A 15636-nucleotide genomic window follows, 5' to 3' on the forward strand; every position below is an offset into this window, starting at 1 on the left:
CGGTCACCCTTCCGTTCATTTAGTTCACACTTACAAGGAGAGGCAGACTGACGACATGCGCCTTCCCCGCGTCCCGAGACCCCGCAGCCTGGCCGGCCAGCTCTTCGCCATGCAGGCCGTGCTGATCGCGGTGCTCGTCGCCGGATACGCGCTGTTCACGTACGTCAGCGACCGCAGTCAGGCCGAGGAGGCGGCGGGCCGCCAGGCCATGGCCGTCGCCCGTTCGGTCGCGGACTCCCCGTCCGTCCACGACGCCATCCGCACCGCCGACCCCACGAAGGATCTCCAGCCGTACGCCCTTCAGGTGCAGCGGGACACCGAGGTCGACTTCGTCACGATCATGGACAAGCGAGGCATCCGCTGGACCCACCCCGACGAGACGCTGATAGGCAAGCACTTCCTCGGCCATATCGGCCCCGCCCTGAACGGCACGTCCTTCACGGAGACGTACACGGGCACCCTCGGCCCGTCCGTGCGCGCCGTCACCCCGATCGTGGACAACGGCCGCACCGTCGGGCTGGTCAGCGCGGGCATCAAGGTCGAGGCGATCACCAAGCGGGTGCAGGATCAGGTGAAGGCCCTCATCGGGGTGGCGACGGGCGCCCTCGCCCTCGGCGGCATGGGCACGTACGTCATCAACGCCCGGCTGCGCCGCTCCACCCACGGCATGAACGCGGCCGAACTCAGCCGTATGCACGACTACCACCAGGCCGCGCTGCACGCCGTACGCGAGGGTCTGCTGATGCTGGACGGGCAGTACAGGGTGGCGCTGATGAACGACGGCGGGCGGGAGCTGCTGGGCGTGACGGACGAGGTGGTCGGCCACTCCGTCGCCGACCTCGGGCTGCCCGCACCGCTGACGGGCGCGCTGCTGTCGGCGGAACCGCGGGTGGACGAGGTACACCTGACGGCGTCACGCGTCCTGGTCGTCAACACCTCCCCGGTGTCCGGCGGCGAACGCCGGGGCACGGTCGTCACCCTGCGTGATGTGACCGAACTCCAGGCGATGATGGGCGAGTTGAACTCCGAACGCGGCTTCACCCAGGCGCTGCGCTCACAGGCACACGAAGCCGCGAACCGACTCCACACGGTGGTCTCGCTGATCGAACTGGGCCGCGCCGACGAGGCGGTCGACTTCGCCACGGCCGAGCTGGAACTGGCCCAGACGCTCACCGACGAGGTCGTCTCGGCGGTCAGCGAACCGGTCCTCGCCGCACTGCTGCTGGGCAAGGCGGCCCAGGCGAACGAGCGGGGCGTGGAACTGGTCGTGTCGCAGGACAGCGGCATCGACGACGGGCTGCTGCCGGCCGACCTTCCGTCCCGGGACCTGGTGACGGTGCTGGGCAATCTGATCGACAACGCCATGGACGCGGCGCAGGGCACGGCGCGGGCGCGGGTCACGGTGACGGTGTGCACGGACGCCACCGGCCTGGTGCTGCGGGTCGCCGACACGGGGGCGGGGGTCGACCCGGCCCACACGGAGGAGGTGTTCCAGCGCGGCTGGTCGACGAAACCGTCGGGGCCCGGGGGCCGGGGGTTCGGACTGGCCCTCGTACGCCAGGCAGTGAGCCGTCACCAGGGCACGCTGACGGTGGCGGAGGCGGCCGGGGGCGGGGCGGAGTTCGAGGTCCGACTGCCGTTGCCTACGGTGGGTGCGGCTCCGGACACCGTTGAATGCGCCGCTGCCGAGCCCGAGACCGCCCAGCCCGCCGTGCCCGGAGGCGACGTATGACCGAGCCCATCCGCGTACTCGTCGTCGAGGACGACCCGGTCGCCGCCGACGCACACGTCATGTACGTCGGCCGCGTGCCCGGGTTCACGGCGGTCGGCAAGGCCCACACGGGCGCGGAGGCGCGCCGCGCCCTGGACCGCACGCCGGTGGACCTGCTGCTGCTCGACCTGCACCTGCCGGATGTGCACGGCCTGCAGCTCGCCCGCTCGCTGCGCGCCGCCGGCTACCACGCCGACGTGATCGCGGTGACGTCCGCGCGGGACCTCGCGGTGGTACGGGAAGGGGTCTCGCTCGGGGTCGTGCAGTACGTCCTGAAGCCGTTCACCTTCGCCACGCTCCGCGACCGCCTCGTCCGGTACGCCGAGTTCCACGCGTCGGTGGGCGAGGCCAGCGGCCAGGACGAGGTGGACCGCGCCCTGGCCACCCTGCGCGCACCGGGCCCGGCGGCACTCCCCAAAGGGCTGAGCGCACCGACGCTGGAGCGGGTCACCCTGACGCTCCGGGACTCCACCGAGGGCCTGACGGCAACCGGTGTCGCCGAGGCGGTCGGCATCTCCCGGATCACGGCCCGGCGGTACCTGGAACACCTGGTCGACTCGGGACGCGCGGCGCGCGCTCCGCAGTACGGGCAGGTGGGGCGGCCGGAACTGCAGTACCGGTGGGTGAAAGGCTGACTCAGCTCGCCGCGGGAGCCCCAGTAGGGCGCGGTGACCGACATCTACACCTTCCATGCACAAGACCAGCTTCCGCCGCGCTGACGAAGCTCGCCCACATCCGAAACCGTATGTTCCTACAATCTGTGATTGTGGCCGAACAGAACGTAGTCCCCGCTGGCCCCAGCCCCATATTTTGTGCGCGTGCAATCACCGCAGGCCCAACGGCCCACCCCGCCCTTCAACGCTCCGGCCGCCCGCCGAATCAGGACGGCGCTCGGCATGGGGCCCGAGCATGTCGCGTACGGGATGAGAGCCTCGTACGGGCTGCCGTATGTCACACCCGATCTCGTCACCGCCTGGGAGCGCGGGACCACCGAGCCGAGCGGACCCGAACTCACCGCGCTCGCGGCGGTGTTGTGGTGTTCTCCGAGCGAACTCATCGGCGCGCCACGAACGTTGCGTGAGCACCGCGTCGCGCGCGGCCTCGCCCAGGAGGACGTCGCCGGCGCCGTCGGCCTCGAACTCCTGGCGTACCAGCGGATGGAGGAGGCCGGCGAGTGGCGCGGCAACGAGCGACAGTCGGCCATGCTCGCCGACGTGCTCGAGCTGTCGCTGCCGGACTTCATCACCGTCACGGGGCGCGACGGCAAGCTCGCGGAGCTGCTGCGCAGCGCGGTGACGACGCGCTGGCAGGCGTACGTGCGGCCACTCGGGAAGATGGTGCCGCTGGACCGGCGCCTCCTGGAGGGTGTCCTCCAGGAGATGCACTCGGAGTATCAGGGGCAGATGGTCGCCACGCTCAGCTGGGGCGCCGGCTCGGCCGCCGCCGACGCCGACGACTCGGGCCGGGACTTCCTCGACCGGATCGTCGACCACTTCTGGTCGACGATCCAGAGGAGCACGTACTGAAGCGAGGAGTACCTGGAGGAGTGCCTACCAGGGCCTAGAACACCGACTCCGCCTCGTCCATCCGATCCTTCGGCACCGTCTTCAGCTCCGTGACCGCCTCCGCGAGCGGCACCATCAGTACGTCCGTACCGCGCAGCGCCGTCATCCGGCCGAAGTCCCCCCGATGCGCGGCCTCGACCGCGTGCCAGCCGAACCGGGTGGCGAGCACGCGGTCGTACGCCGTCGGCGTGCCCCCGCGCTGCACATGGCCGAGAATGACCGGCTTGGCCTCCTTGCCGAGGCGGCGCTCCAGCTCGTACGCCAGCGCCGTACCGATGCCCTGGAAGCGCTCGTGGCCGAACTGGTCGATCTCGCCGTGGCCGTAGTCCATGGTGCCCTCGGCGGGGTGGGCGCCCTCGGCGACGCAGATGACCGCGAACTTCTTGCCGCGGGCGAAGCGCTCCTCGACCATCGCCACCAGGTCGGACGGGTCGAAGGGGCGCTCGGGCAGACAGATGCCGTGGGCGCCGGCCGCCATGCCGGACTCCAGGGCGATCCAGCCCGCGTGCCGGCCCATGACCTCGACGACCATCACGCGCTGATGGGATTCGGCCGTGGTCTTGAGGCGGTCCATCGCCTCCGACGCGACACCCACCGCCGTATCAAAACCGAACGTACGGTCGGTCGACGAGATGTCGTTGTCGATCGTCTTCGGGACGCCGACCACGGGCAGGCCCGCGTCCGACAGCATCCGGGCGGCGGTCAGCGTGCCCTCGCCGCCGATCGGGATCAGCACATCGATACCGAACTCGCGGGCCATGTCCTGCGCGTTCTCGCAGGCCTCGCGGAGCCGGTCGCGCTGCAGCCGCGAGGAGCCGAGTATGGTGCCGCCGCGGGCGAGGATGCCGCTGACCGCGTTGAGGTCGAGGGTGCGGTAGTGGCCGTCGAGCAGGCCCGCGTAGCCGTCCTCGAAGCCGATGACCTCGTCGCCGAAGTTGGTGACCGCTCGGTGCACGACCGACCGGATCACGGCGTTCAGGCCCGGGCAGTCGCCGCCTGCGGTGAGAACTCCGATACGCATCGTGCTGTGTCTCCTGCTCGCTGCTGGTACGTGTGAGCCGGTCTGATTGTTTCACGGCACCAGGACCATCGCCGATTCCGCCCGGAGAACAGCCGGGGAACACCCCCCGCACCGGCCCTCCCGTCCGGGCCTCACCAGGGCGTTTGTCCTGGCGAGCGCCTTATCCACCCACACAGGTATTGTCAAGAGGGTTCTGCTCACCCTCGTGGGCTATTTTTCCGAGCCTCAAAAAACAGCCCCAAAAAAATCACGGTGTGCCACGCGGCTCACCCCAGCGACGAAACGGATGGAGAGCACGCGTGACGCGCAGCGTGTACGTGACCGGGATCGACCGCGGCGACGGCCGCCAGGTCGTCGAACTGGGGGTCATGGAACTCCTGTCCCGCCAGGTCGACCGGGTGGGAGTGTTCCGCCCGCTCGTCCACGACGGCCCGGACCGGCTCTTCGAGCTGCTGCGCGCCCGCTACCGGCTGACCCAGGACCCGGCCACCGTGTACGGCATGGACTACCGCGAGGCGTCCGCGCTCCAGGCCGAGCAGGGGACGGACGAGCTGGTCTCCACCCTCGTCGACCGTTTCCACCGCGTCGCCCGCGACTACGACATGGTCCTCGTCCTCGGCACCGACTTCGCCGCCACCCAGCTCCCCGACGAGCTGGCGCTCAACGCCCGCCTCGCGAACGAGTTCGCCGCCTCCGTCATCCCCGTCGTCGGCGGCCGCGGGCAGACCGCCGAGTCCGTGCGCGCGGAGACACGCAACGCCTATCGCGCGTACGACGGTCTGGGCTGCGACGTCCTCGCCATGGTGGTGAACCGGGTGGCCCCGGCCGACCGCGCCGGGATCAACGAGCGGCTCGACTCCCAGCTCCCCGTGCCCTGCTACGTCCTTCCCGACGATCCCGCGCTCGCCGCGCCCACCGTCGCGCAGATCACCCACTCCCTCGGCGGCAAGGTGCTGCTCGGCGACGACGCGGGGCTCGCGCGTGACGCACTCGACTTCGTCTTCGGCGGCGCCATGCTGCCGAACTTCCTGAAGGCCCTCACCCCGGGCTGCATGGTCGTCACCCCCGGCGACCGCGCGGACCTCGTCGTGGGCGCGCTGGCCGCGCACAGCGCGGGCACTCCGCCGATCGCCGGCATGCTGCTCACCCTGGGCGAGCGGCCCGGAGACGAGATCCTCACCCTCGCCGCGCGCCTCGCGCCGGGCACCCCGGTGGTCTCCGTGGCCGGGAACTCCTTCCCCACCGCGGCCGAGCTCTTCTCCCTGGAGGGGAAGCTGAACGCCGCCACGCCCCGCAAGGCGGAGATCGCCCTCGGCCTCTTCGAGCGGCACGTACCCACGAGCGATCTGCTGGGGCGCGTCTCCGCGCCGAGCAGCGACCGGCTCACGCCGATGATGTTCGAACACAAGCTGCTCGAACAGGCACGCTCCGACAAGCGGCGGGTCGTCCTGCCCGAGGGCACCGAGGCACGCGTCCTGCACGCCGCCGAGGTGCTGCTGCGCCGCGGCGTGTGCGATCTGACGCTGCTCGGCCCGGTCGACCAGATCCGCAAGAAGGCCGCCGACCTCGGCATCGACCTGGGCGACTGCCAGCTGATCGACCCGGCGACCTCCGAGCTGCGCGACGCGTTCGCCGAGAAGTACGCCGCGCTGCGCGCCCACAAGGGGGTCACGGTCGAGCTGGCGTACGACGTGGTCGCCGACGTGAACTACTTCGGCACGCTGATGGTGCAGGAGGGGCTCGCCGACGGCATGGTGTCGGGCGCGGTGCACTCCACCGCCGCGACCATCCGGCCCGCCTTCGAGATCATCAAGACCAAGCCGGACGCGAAGATCGTGTCGTCCGTCTTCTTCATGTGCCTCGCCGACAAGGTCCTCGTCTACGGCGACTGTGCCGTGAACCCCGACCCGAACGCCGAGCAGCTCTGCGACATCGCCATCCAGTCGGCCGCCACCGCCCGGCAGTTCGGCGTCGAACCGCGGATCGCGATGCTGTCGTACTCGACGGGTACGTCCGGGTCGGGCGCGGATGTCGACAAGGTGCGCGAGGCCACCGACCTGGTACGGCTGCGGCGCGACGATCTGAGGATCGACGGGCCGATCCAGTACGACGCCGCGGTCGAGCCGACGGTCGCCGCCACCAAGCTGCCCGACTCCGAAGTCGCCGGTCAGGCCAGCGTGTTGATCTTCCCCGACCTCAACACCGGCAACAACACCTACAAGGCCGTGCAGCGCTCGGCCGGCGCGATCGCCGTCGGCCCGGTCCTGCAGGGCCTGCGCAAGCCCGTCAACGACCTGTCCCGCGGCGCGCTGGTACAGGACATCGTCAACACCGTCGCGATCACGGCGATCCAGGCCCAGACTCCCCATAAGGCCGAGTCCGCCCAGCAGGTCCAGACCGCCGGCACCGCATGAACGCCACCGTCCCCGACCCAGAAAGCACCCCCGCAGTGACCGCCACCCGCGTCCTCGTCCTCAACTCCGGCTCCTCGTCGGTGAAGTACCAGCTGCTCGACATGCGCGACAGCAGCCGCCTCGCCATGGGCCTCGTCGAGCGCATCGGCGAGGGAACCTCCCGCCTGAAGCACACCGCGCTCACCACCGGCGACTCCCGCGAGACGAACGGCCCCATCCCCGACCACGCCGCCGCCCTGAAGGCCGTCGCCGGGGAGCTGGCCAAGGACGGGCTCGGCCTGGACTCCCCCGAGCTGGCCGCGATCGGCCACCGGGTCGTGCACGGCGGCAAGTTCTTCTCCGACCCGACCGTCGTCGACGACACCGTGCTCGCCGAGATCGAACGGCTGATCCCGGTGGCACCGCTGCACAACCCGGCGAACCTGACCGGCATCCGTACCGCCCAGGCACTGCGCCCGGACCTGCCCCAGGTCGCCGTCTTCGACACCGCGTTCCACACGACGATGCCGGAGTCGGCGGCGCGCTACGCGATCGACGTGAAGACCGCCGACGAGCACCGCATCCGGCGGTACGGGTTCCACGGCACCTCGCACGCGTATGTGTCCCGGGAGACGGCGCGGCTGCTCGGCAAGGCACCGGAGGACGTGAACGTCATCGTGCTGCACCTCGGCAACGGCGCCTCGGCGTCGGCGGTCAGGAACGGCCGGTGCGTGGACACCTCCATGGGGCTGACGCCCTTGGAGGGACTGGTGATGGGGACCCGGTCGGGCGACATGGATCCGGCGGTCATCTTCCATTTGATGCGGGTTGGCGGGATGTCCACCGACGAGATCGACACTTTGCTCAACAAGAAGAGCGGCCTGATCGGTCTGTGCGGCGACAACGACATGCGCGAGATCCGCCGCCGTATCGACGAGGGTGACGAGCAGGCGCAGCTCGCCTTCGACATCTACATCCACCGCCTGAAGAAATACATCGGCGCCTACTACGCGGTACTGGGCCGGGTGGACGCGATCGCCTTCACCGCCGGAGTGGGCGAGAACGCCGCGCCGGTGCGCGAGGCCGCGGTCGCCGGTCTGGAGGAGCTCGGTCTGGCGGTCGACGCCGACCTGAACGCCGTACGAGCGGACGAGCCCAGGCTCATCTCGCCCGAGGGTGCGCGGGTGGCGGTCGCCGTGGTGCCGACCGACGAGGAACTGGAGATCGCCACGCAGACGTACGCCCTGGTGAGCGATGGCGTGAGCGATGGCCAGAACCTCACCTGAGCGGCGCTCCGCCCCTTTGTATCTTCCACCAGTCGGAATATTCCGTAGTGAAACAAACCGATAGGATCGCCCTATGCGCCGTTCGAAAATCGTCTGTACTCTCGGCCCCGCGGTCGACTCCCACGAGCAGCTGGTCGCGCTGATCGAGGCCGGCATGAATGTGGCCCGCTTCAACTTCAGCCACGGCACGCACGCCGAACACCAGGGGCGGTACGACCGCGTCCGGGCCGCCGCCGCCGAGACCGGCAAGGCCATCGGTGTACTCGCCGACCTGCAGGGTCCGAAGATCCGCCTGGAGACCTTCGCCGAGGGACCCGTCGAGCTGGTGCGCGGTGACGAGTTCACCATCACCATCGAGGACGTGCCCGGCGACAAGCACATCTGCGGCACGACCTACAAGGGCCTGCCCGGCGACGTCTCCAAGGGCGACCCGATCCTCATCAACGACGGCAACGTCGAGCTGAAGGTCGTCGAGGTCGACGGTTCCCGGGTCAAGACGGTCGTCATCGAGGGCGGTGTGATCTCGGACCACAAGGGCATCAACCTGCCCGGCGCGGCCGTGAACGTGCCCGCGCTGTCCGAGAAGGACATCGAGGACCTGCGCTTCGCCCTGAAGATGGGCTGCGACATGGTCGCCCTCTCCTTCGTGCGCGACGCCGACGACGTGAAGGACGTCCACAAGGTGATGGACGAGGAGGGCCGCCGGGTCCCCGTCATCGCCAAGGTGGAGAAGCCGCAGGCGGTCGAGAACATGGAGGCCGTCGTCGCGGCGTTCGACGCCGTCATGGTGGCCCGTGGCGACCTGGCCGTCGAGTATCCGCTCGAGAAGGTCCCGATGGTGCAGAAGCGCCTCGTGGAGCTGTGCCGCCGCAACGCCAAGCCGGTGATCGTCGCGACCCAGATGATGGAGTCGATGATCACCAACTCCCGCCCGACCCGCGCCGAGGCCTCCGACGTCGCCAACGCGATCCTGGACGGCGCCGACGCGGTCATGCTGTCCGCCGAGTCGAGCGTGGGCGCGTACCCGATCGAGACGGTCAAGACGATGTCGAAGATCGTCGTCGCGGCCGAGGAAGAGCTCCTCTCCAAGGGCCTGCAGCCCCTGGTCCCGGGCAAGAAGCCGCGTACGCAGGGTGGTTCGGTCGCCCGTGCCGCCTGCGAGATCGCCGACTTCCTCGGCGGCAAGGGCCTGGTCGCCTTCACCGAGTCCGGTGACACGGCCCGACGCCTCTCCCGCTACCGCGTCTCCCAGCCCATCCTGGCCTTCACCACGGACGAGGGCACCCGCAACCAGCTCGCGCTGAGCTGGGGCGTCGAGTCCCACGTCGTGCCGTTCGTGAAGAGCACCGACGAGATGGTCGACCTCGTCGACCGCGAGCTGCAGAAGCTCAAGGTCTTCAACGAGGGCGACGTCGTCGTCATGACCGCCGGCTCGCCCCCCGGCGTCCCCGGCACCACCAACATGGTCCGCGTCCACCACCTGGGCGAGGGCGGCCGCGCCTGACCCGCGCACTTTCCGTACGCCGCTGAGGGCGCCCCTTGCGACAGGGGGCGCCCTCGGTGCGTCAGGGCAATCGGGCCGCGACCTCCTGCCAGGTGTCCAGCTCCGGACGGCGGGGGTGGTCGGCGAGCAGCGGGGCGATGTGCCGGGCCGGGTTCAACAGCATGCGGATCATGCGCAGTTCGAGGATCCGCTCACGGGCGAGATCACGCCACCCCGGGGCGAGTTCGGCGGCCGCCTCGGGGCTCATCGGCATGGCGTCCAGGACGCGTTCGAGCACGGGTCCGGGATCGAACAGGGACTCGTCCCCGTGCGGGCCGATCTTCTCCACCAGCCAGGACCTGAGCCACAGGTCGCGCAGCAGCCATTCGTTGCGCTGCGGGCCGGTCGCCCGCTCGGCGGCCGCCAGCAGGGCCGACCAGGCCCGCTCGACCGCCCGCCACTGCTCATCGGTCACCCGGGCCGGGTCCTCCTGGATGCGGGCGGCGAACATCTGGGCCGCGGCCATCCACTCGCTCACGTCCCCATCCGCCCGCGCGGCCTCCGGCGCCGACCAACGACGCAGGTGCGCGTCCAGGTCGAGCCGGTCCAGGTCCTCGAACAAACCGCGCATCGCTGCCTCCAGCGCGAAAATGCCGTCACGTGACAAGCGCTGGGGCCCGGTCCCTCACCTGACGGTGAAGTACCGGGCCCCAGTGCTTGTGCGCGGCTCCCGAACGGGTCTGTGTGCGTGACGGTCAGCTGGTGTACTGGTGCAGCCCGGGTATGGTCAGCGTTCCGCCGAACTGGCCCGCCTGCACGACCTTCACCTTGGTGAAGTAGATCAGCGGGATGTTCAGCGGCGGAGGGTTCTCCGGGCTGAACTCGACCGGGATCAGGCCGAGCAGGTTGCCGGAGATGCTCTCCGTGTACATGACGGTCTTGCCGTCGCGGATGGTGGACGTCGTGCCACTGCCCGCCTGCACGTGGTAGGTCTTGCCCGCCTGCTTGTCGTCCACCGTCTGGTGCAGATCACCTATGTCGGTGCCGTCGGAGATCACGTACTTCAGGACCTTCTTGACCGTGCCGTTGGCGGTCTTCACCTTCACGATGCCCTGATAGTCCGCGCCCTTGAGCAGCAGCGAACTGGCGTTCAGGTACCAGGGGTCGTCGGGCAGCGTCACGGGGTTGTCGACGCCGCCCTCCTCGTCCGTGGCGACCGGGCAGTCGTCCGGGTCCACGGCGGAGCTCTCGGACGGGCTGGGGGACGACGTGGCGGCCTCGTCGGCCGCCTCCGTGACCGTCTCCGTGGTGTCCTCGGCCACCTCGGACGCCGTGTCGGTCGCGTCCTTCACGATGTCGTCGACCGTCGTGGTGACCTTGTCGGTCGTGTCCTTGACGGTGTCGGTGGTGCCCGTGTCGGACGTGCCCTCGCTCGCGCTCGCCGAGGCGGAGGCGGACGGCGTGGGGGTGGCGCTCGCCGCGGCGTCCTCGTCGCCCGTGAAGACGTCCGTGATCGCGTCGCCGATGGTCTCCAGCACGTTGTCGCTGCTCGCGGAGGCCGAGGGGGTCGCCGTGGCCGTGTCGTCGCTGCCGCCGCTCTGGGCCGTCTTGCTCGCGGACGGCGTGGGCGTGGGCTCGGCCTCTTCGTCGGAACCTGAATCCGACGACGAGTCCTCGCCCGAGGACGCGGTGTCCGAAGGGGTCGGCTCGGCCTCGTCGGGGGACGCGGTGGCGCTCCCCGAGGCGGAGGCGGACGGCGTGGGGGTGGCGCTCGCCGACGCGTCCTCGCCGTCCGTGGAGCCGTCCACGGCCTCCACGCACGCCTGGTACTCCTCGGCCGTCAGACTCTTCGACGTCGACGCCTGGTCGTCGGCCTGTGCGAGCGTCGGCGTGAAACCCATCCCCATGAGGACCGCGGTCGGCATCGCCGCGAGCGCCACGGCCTTCCCGGCAGGCATGTGGAACCTGGTGAACAGCGGCTTCCTGGGGGCCGCGTGGCGCGGCCCGGTTCTCACCCGGGACTCGTCCACATCAGTCCCGTGGGTCACCTCGTCAGCCGGCACTGTGCCTCCCGTTCGCCCCAAAGGCGGGGCTCGTACCTGACAGATCCTTCGGCTCGCCCACCTCGTCGGCGACCGCAGGGGCGTCGCTGTTCACGCCGTTCGCGCTGTCCGGGAATACCGGGGATGCCGGGGTTTCCGGGAGGTGCGGGGTGATCGGGGTGTTCGGGTTGCTCGGGGCGCTCGGAGTGCCGCCCTCGGTCTTGTACGCCACGGCGCCCTGCTCCTCGCCAGGCTCGCCCGGGACCCAGGAGACCGCCATCGCGCCGCCGATCATGGCGAACAGGAAGCCGATGAGGAAGCCGCCGAGGTTGGACACCGGGATGGAGACGAGCGCCAGCAGAATCGCCGCGACTCCGGCGAAGGTCCGTACGTGCTTCTGGAACCAGAGGCTCACGCCCAGCACCCCGAGGAGCACGCCGATGATCAGAGAGCCGGCGCCGGCGGTGGTGGCCATCGCCAGCGTCAAGTGGCCGATCTGAAGGTTCGCGTACGGGAAGTAGGCGATGGGGAAACCGCCGAGCAGCACGAACAGGCCGGCCCAGAACGGGCGTTGCCCCCTCCAGATACGGAAGTGCCGCCGGAAGACCCGGAGGTAGTGCTCGTTCTGGCCGGGCGCGGCAGGAGTCTCGGCGCTCATGGAAAACAGCTCCCTGGAACGGCTTTACTGTGAAAAGTACGCGCGAGAAATCCGCGTACGGCGATAAGGAGCGGGGCGGGCGAGACAGCCGGGGCCCCCTCGCCCGCCCCATGGAGTGCCTAGTAGCACTCCTTGACGCCCTTGGACAGCGACATCTTCAGGCCGCTGAGCTTGAACGTACCGGCGGTGGTCGCCCACGCCGTCTGCTTGACGTCGGTCAGCACGGCCTTCTCGGCCTGCTGAGCGAAGCCCCACGGGTTGGCCGTGTCACCGCTCTTGATGCCCGGACCCTTGTTGGCGTCCTTGGCCGCAACACCGATGTCGATGTTGGTGAACGTCGCGTTGGCCTGAAGGTCCTCGACGTCGATGTACAGGTTGTCGGCCTCGACCGGCGTACCGTTCCCGCCGGCCTTCAGCGTCAGGCTGACGGAACCGAGGAGCGGGATGTCCGGGGTGACCACCGACTGGCACATGTTGGTGATCGACGCGTTCTTGAACGCGGAGACCGCGACGGGGTGAGCCGTCTTCTTGCCGTCGAGGGTGTACCCCGAGTCGATCGCTCCGTACTGCGAGAAGCCCGTACCGACAAGCTGGTCCGCCGTCACCTTGAACGACTGACCGGAAACGCTGAACGACGCCGCGAGAGCACCCTGCGCGAGGGCGACACCTATCGCTGCTGTGGCGGCCACGCTGGGCACCATGACCACAGCGAACCGCTTCCATCTGGTCCCGCCACGCACCTGGGACTCCATATTTCCTCCTTCTCGGACGTACATCTCCTGGCCCTGACTGACCCACATCGGCGGCTCAGCCGGGCAGGGATGGGAGAAGTGCTACGTCCTCGGGAAGGAGAGCGCCCGTACTCTTCAGGCGCGAACCGTGCCCGAATCACTGGCGATCACCCCCGAGCGACAACCACTGGTCGCGCCTGACACACATCACGCACAACCTGCTGGACAGGCTCCGCCGAACGGCAGAGACCCCCCTGTCCAAGAGGCGGCTCCACTGCCACCGCCTCCACCCGGTGGGGACCCACAAAACCCCTTGACCCGATTGGCTGTCGGGGTAGGGGGAAGGGACCGAGCGTGGCCGATCGTGGTGCATTCTCGCCGCCCGCACAAGGGGGTTCGTTACTGGCTAGTAACGGCCGGATAACCGAACAACGACCCGTCGGTATCGGTCGGCGACGCAGGGTGGCTTCAGGGGTGGCGACAAAACTGTTGATCCCTGGACGGAATCCGGCAGATCGACGCCGCCGACTTACTCCCAGTAACAGCGGCCGCGTTTACCAAGATTTGGTAAAGCGCGGCCACATGTCGCTCCCTCGACCAACCTTTCACCTGGGCATCACAGGTCCCGGCGTTTAGGAACAGGTCAGCGCACCGGTTAGAACAAAGCCCTGGCCAGTGCCCGGCGCGCCGCGATCACCCGCGGGTCGTCGGCGCCGACCACCTCGAACAGTTCGAGCAGTCGCACCCGTACGGCGTTACGGTCGTCGCCCGCCGTGCGCTGCACCGTGCCGATGAGCCGCCCGAACGCGTCGTCGACATGCCCGCCGACCAGGTCCAGGTCGGCGGCCGCGATCTGTGCCGCCACGTCACCAGGCTTCTCCGCGGCGTCCTTGCGCACCTGAAGCGGATCGGCGCCCTGCACGCGCTGCAGCAACTCCGCCTGGGCGAGGCCCAGCTTGGCCTCCGTGTTGCCCGGGTCGTCACTGAGCACGTTCTTGTACGCCTGTACGGCACCGCCCAAGTCGCCCGCGTCCAGAGCCTGTACGGCGGCCTCGAGGAGAGCGTCGTACGGTCCGGCCGGCACCTCTTGCACAGCGGGGGCGCTGCCCGGCTCGGCATCGGGGTCCACCGTCAGGCCGGTGAGACCGAAGCGCTGCTCGGCGACCTCGACGAGCTGGTCGAGCGTCTCGCGGATCTGCTGCTCACCCGCGGCGCCCTGGAAGAGCGGCAGCGCCTGCCCCGCGACCACCGCGAAGACGGCCGGGATCCCCTGGATCCCGAACTGCTGCATCAGCATCTGATTGGCGTCGACGTCGATCTTGGCGAGGAGGAACCGCCCGTTGTACTCGACGGCCAGCCGCTCCAGCACCGGGCTCAGTTGCTTGCAGGGCTCACACCACTCGGCCCAGAAGTCGATGACGACCGGGACCTCGGTGGATCGCTGCAGGACCTCGCGCTCGAACCCCGCCTCGTCTACGTCGATGACGAGACTGGTGGGGGATACGGCCCCACCTCCGCCGCCCTGCCTGGCCGCTTCGGCGCGCGCCTGCTCCGCCTTCGCCTTGGCCTCCTGGGCCGCCTTCACCGCGGCGAGGTCGACGACTCCGCTCATGGACATGTTCCGTGGCTGCATGCGTCTATCCTCCCCCGTTCCCGCGCGTGTGTGAAAAGCGCTGTGAAATCCAGGCGGGTTACCCCCTGATCGGGTACCGCACCGGGCACTGTGTTCGGCACTGCAGAGCGCCGGGTCCCCACCTGGCGCCAGCGGTTGTCACCCGCGTTCGAGCTTTCGCTACGAGTCGTAGCGTAACTGTCCGAGGGCGCCCTTGTCCGCCCCACCCCGGTGATCTCCCTCACGGCTTCACACAACCGCCCGATACGACCTCACAGACCCGGCGGATAGGGTCACCGACATGCACAGTCGCACTTCCGCCGCCCCTCGTACGGGGCGCCCGCGCAGCGCCGCCGCGGACGCCGCCATCCTGCGGGCGACGCGGGCGGCACTGGTCGAACTGGGCTGGTCCAAGCTGACGTTGGGGGACGTGGCGACGCGGGCCGGGGTCGCCAAGACGACTCTCTACCGCCGCTGGGCGGGCAAGAACGAACTCGTCGTCGACGCCGTCGCCGTCCTCTTCGACGAACTGGAACTCCCCGATCGCGGCAGCCTCGCCACGGACATCGAGGGCGTGGTCCTCCAGTTCGCGGCGATCCTGGACCGCCCGGAGACCAAGACGGCCCTGATGGCCGTCATCGCCGAGTCCACCCGGGACGAGCCCCTGCGCGAGCGCATCCGCACGTCGATCGTCGACCGGCAGAAACGTCTCGTCCTGGAGGGCCGGGCCCGCGCCACCGCCCGCGGGGAGCTCCCCCGGGAGTCCGACCCCGACACGGCCGCCCGCACCGCCGACCTCATCTTCGACGTGGTCGCGGGTGCGGTCCTGCACCGCACGCTGGTCAGCGCGGAGCCGGCGGACGAGGAGTGGGTGCGCCGGTTCACCCGGGTACTTCTGCTGGGCCTGACGGGAGCCGCGACGGAGACCTGAGCGGCTCCCCTAGGGCCTGTCCGGCGGATCATGCCGCAGACGCGGGGTCTGGCACGCCCACCTGCGGCGTTGTCGTCGGTTGCCGACGCTCCGCGTCGACGCCCTCCTCCGCCTTGCAGTTGGACGCACCAGACCCCGCTCAC

13 protein-coding genes are annotated in these 15636 nt (G+C 69.7%); 7 read left to right on the forward strand and 6 right to left on the reverse strand.

Going from position 1 to position 15636, the window contains the following annotated elements; genetic code table 11:
* Window positions 1-55 precede the first annotated feature (55 nt).
* The 3 genes from AB0D57_RS39805 to AB0D57_RS39815 all read left to right on the forward strand — a co-directional run bounded on the left by AB0D57_RS39805 (window position 56) and on the right by AB0D57_RS39815 (window position 3297).
* Complete coding sequence (locus AB0D57_RS39805; protein ID WP_362085296.1) at window positions 56-1732, forward strand: sensor histidine kinase; 1677 nt, start codon at window positions 56-58, stop codon at window positions 1730-1732.
* Complete coding sequence (locus AB0D57_RS39810; protein WP_362085299.1) at window positions 1729-2406, forward strand: response regulator; 678 nt, start codon at window positions 1729-1731, stop codon at window positions 2404-2406. Before AB0D57_RS39805 ends, AB0D57_RS39810 begins: the two co-directional genes overlap by 4 nt.
* 261 nt (window positions 2407-2667) lie before the next feature.
* Complete coding sequence (locus AB0D57_RS39815) at window positions 2668-3297, forward strand: XRE family transcriptional regulator (RefSeq protein WP_362085332.1); 630 nt, start codon at window positions 2668-2670, stop codon at window positions 3295-3297.
* Window positions 3298-3331: 34 nt separating this feature from the next.
* On the opposite strand, the gene AB0D57_RS39820 is transcribed toward AB0D57_RS39815, so the two are convergent.
* A complete protein-coding gene (locus tag AB0D57_RS39820) occupies window positions 3332-4357 on the reverse strand; it encodes an ATP-dependent 6-phosphofructokinase (RefSeq protein WP_362085302.1) in 1026 nt (341 codons plus the stop codon).
* A 299-nt stretch (window positions 4358-4656) separates the two neighbouring features.
* Between AB0D57_RS39820 and pta the strand changes: the two genes are divergently transcribed.
* From pta to pyk, 3 genes are all read left to right on the forward strand, one after another.
* On the forward strand, window positions 4657-6771 hold the full coding sequence (pta, locus tag AB0D57_RS39825) for a phosphate acetyltransferase (RefSeq protein ID WP_362085305.1): 2115 nt from the start codon (window positions 4657-4659) through the stop codon (window positions 6769-6771).
* A gap of 35 nt (window positions 6772-6806) precedes the next feature.
* Window positions 6807-8036: an acetate kinase gene (locus AB0D57_RS39830; protein WP_362085335.1), complete on the forward strand. Its 1230-nt coding sequence runs from the start codon at window positions 6807-6809 to the stop codon at window positions 8034-8036.
* A 73-nt stretch (window positions 8037-8109) separates the two neighbouring features.
* Complete coding sequence (gene pyk, locus AB0D57_RS39835; protein WP_362085308.1) at window positions 8110-9540, forward strand: pyruvate kinase; 1431 nt, start codon at window positions 8110-8112, stop codon at window positions 9538-9540.
* 61 nt (window positions 9541-9601) lie between these two features.
* On the opposite strand, the gene AB0D57_RS39840 is transcribed toward pyk, so the two are convergent.
* From AB0D57_RS39840 to AB0D57_RS39860, 5 genes are all read right to left on the reverse strand, one after another.
* On the reverse strand, window positions 9602-10150 hold the full coding sequence (locus AB0D57_RS39840) for a hypothetical protein (RefSeq protein WP_362085311.1): 549 nt from the start codon (window positions 10148-10150) through the stop codon (window positions 9602-9604).
* Between the two features lie 124 nt (window positions 10151-10274).
* On the reverse strand, window positions 10275-11582 hold the full coding sequence (locus tag AB0D57_RS39845; RefSeq protein ID WP_362085314.1) for a hypothetical protein: 1308 nt from the start codon (window positions 11580-11582) through the stop codon (window positions 10275-10277).
* Window positions 11572-12219 carry a DUF6114 domain-containing protein gene (locus AB0D57_RS39850; protein ID WP_362085317.1) on the reverse strand — a complete coding sequence of 216 codons (648 nt, stop codon included), beginning with the start codon at window positions 12217-12219 and terminating at the stop codon, window positions 11572-11574. The genes AB0D57_RS39845 and AB0D57_RS39850 overlap by 11 nt, the downstream gene beginning before the upstream one ends.
* A gap of 119 nt (window positions 12220-12338) precedes the next feature.
* Complete coding sequence (locus tag AB0D57_RS39855; RefSeq protein WP_362085338.1) at window positions 12339-12920, reverse strand: DUF6230 family protein; 582 nt, start codon at window positions 12918-12920, stop codon at window positions 12339-12341.
* A gap of 685 nt (window positions 12921-13605) precedes the next feature.
* Complete coding sequence (locus AB0D57_RS39860) at window positions 13606-14583, reverse strand: tetratricopeptide repeat protein (RefSeq protein WP_362085320.1); 978 nt, start codon at window positions 14581-14583, stop codon at window positions 13606-13608.
* A gap of 280 nt (window positions 14584-14863) precedes the next feature.
* On the opposite strand from AB0D57_RS39860, the gene AB0D57_RS39865 reads away from it, so the two are divergent.
* The gene (locus AB0D57_RS39865; protein WP_362085323.1) at window positions 14864-15493 is read left to right on the forward strand and encodes a TetR/AcrR family transcriptional regulator; all 630 of its coding nucleotides are present in this window, start codon (window positions 14864-14866) and stop codon (window positions 15491-15493) included.
* Window positions 15494-15636: the final 143 nt, after the last annotated feature.

Origin of the sequence: Streptomyces sp. NPDC048275 (assembly GCF_040652275.1) — a bacterium.
GTDB lineage: Bacteria > Actinomycetota > Actinomycetes > Streptomycetales > Streptomycetaceae > Streptomyces.

What these genes read in the sequence shown, in the direction of transcription:
- AB0D57_RS39805 (WP_362085296.1), top strand. Translation starts at nt 56, where the DNA reads ATGCGCCTTCCCCGCGTCCCGAGACCCCGCAGCCTGGCCGGCCAGCTC.
- AB0D57_RS39810 (WP_362085299.1), top strand. Translation starts at nt 1,729, where the DNA reads ATGACCGAGCCCATCCGCGTACTCGTCGTCGAGGACGACCCGGTCGCC.
- AB0D57_RS39815 (WP_362085332.1), top strand. Translation starts at nt 2,668, where the DNA reads ATGGGGCCCGAGCATGTCGCGTACGGGATGAGAGCCTCGTACGGGCTG.
- AB0D57_RS39820 (WP_362085302.1), bottom strand. Translation starts at nt 4,357, where the DNA reads ATGCGTATCGGAGTTCTCACCGCAGGCGGCGACTGCCCGGGCCTGAAC.
- pyk (WP_362085308.1), top strand. Translation starts at nt 8,110, where the DNA reads ATGCGCCGTTCGAAAATCGTCTGTACTCTCGGCCCCGCGGTCGACTCC.
- AB0D57_RS39840 (WP_362085311.1), bottom strand. Translation starts at nt 10,150, where the DNA reads ATGCGCGGTTTGTTCGAGGACCTGGACCGGCTCGACCTGGACGCGCAC.
- AB0D57_RS39850 (WP_362085317.1), bottom strand. Translation starts at nt 12,219, where the DNA reads ATGAGCGCCGAGACTCCTGCCGCGCCCGGCCAGAACGAGCACTACCTC.
- AB0D57_RS39855 (WP_362085338.1), bottom strand. Translation starts at nt 12,920, where the DNA reads ATGGTGCCCAGCGTGGCCGCCACAGCAGCGATAGGTGTCGCCCTCGCG.
- AB0D57_RS39860 (WP_362085320.1), bottom strand. Translation starts at nt 14,583, where the DNA reads ATGCAGCCACGGAACATGTCCATGAGCGGAGTCGTCGACCTCGCCGCG.
- AB0D57_RS39865 (WP_362085323.1), top strand. Translation starts at nt 14,864, where the DNA reads ATGCACAGTCGCACTTCCGCCGCCCCTCGTACGGGGCGCCCGCGCAGC.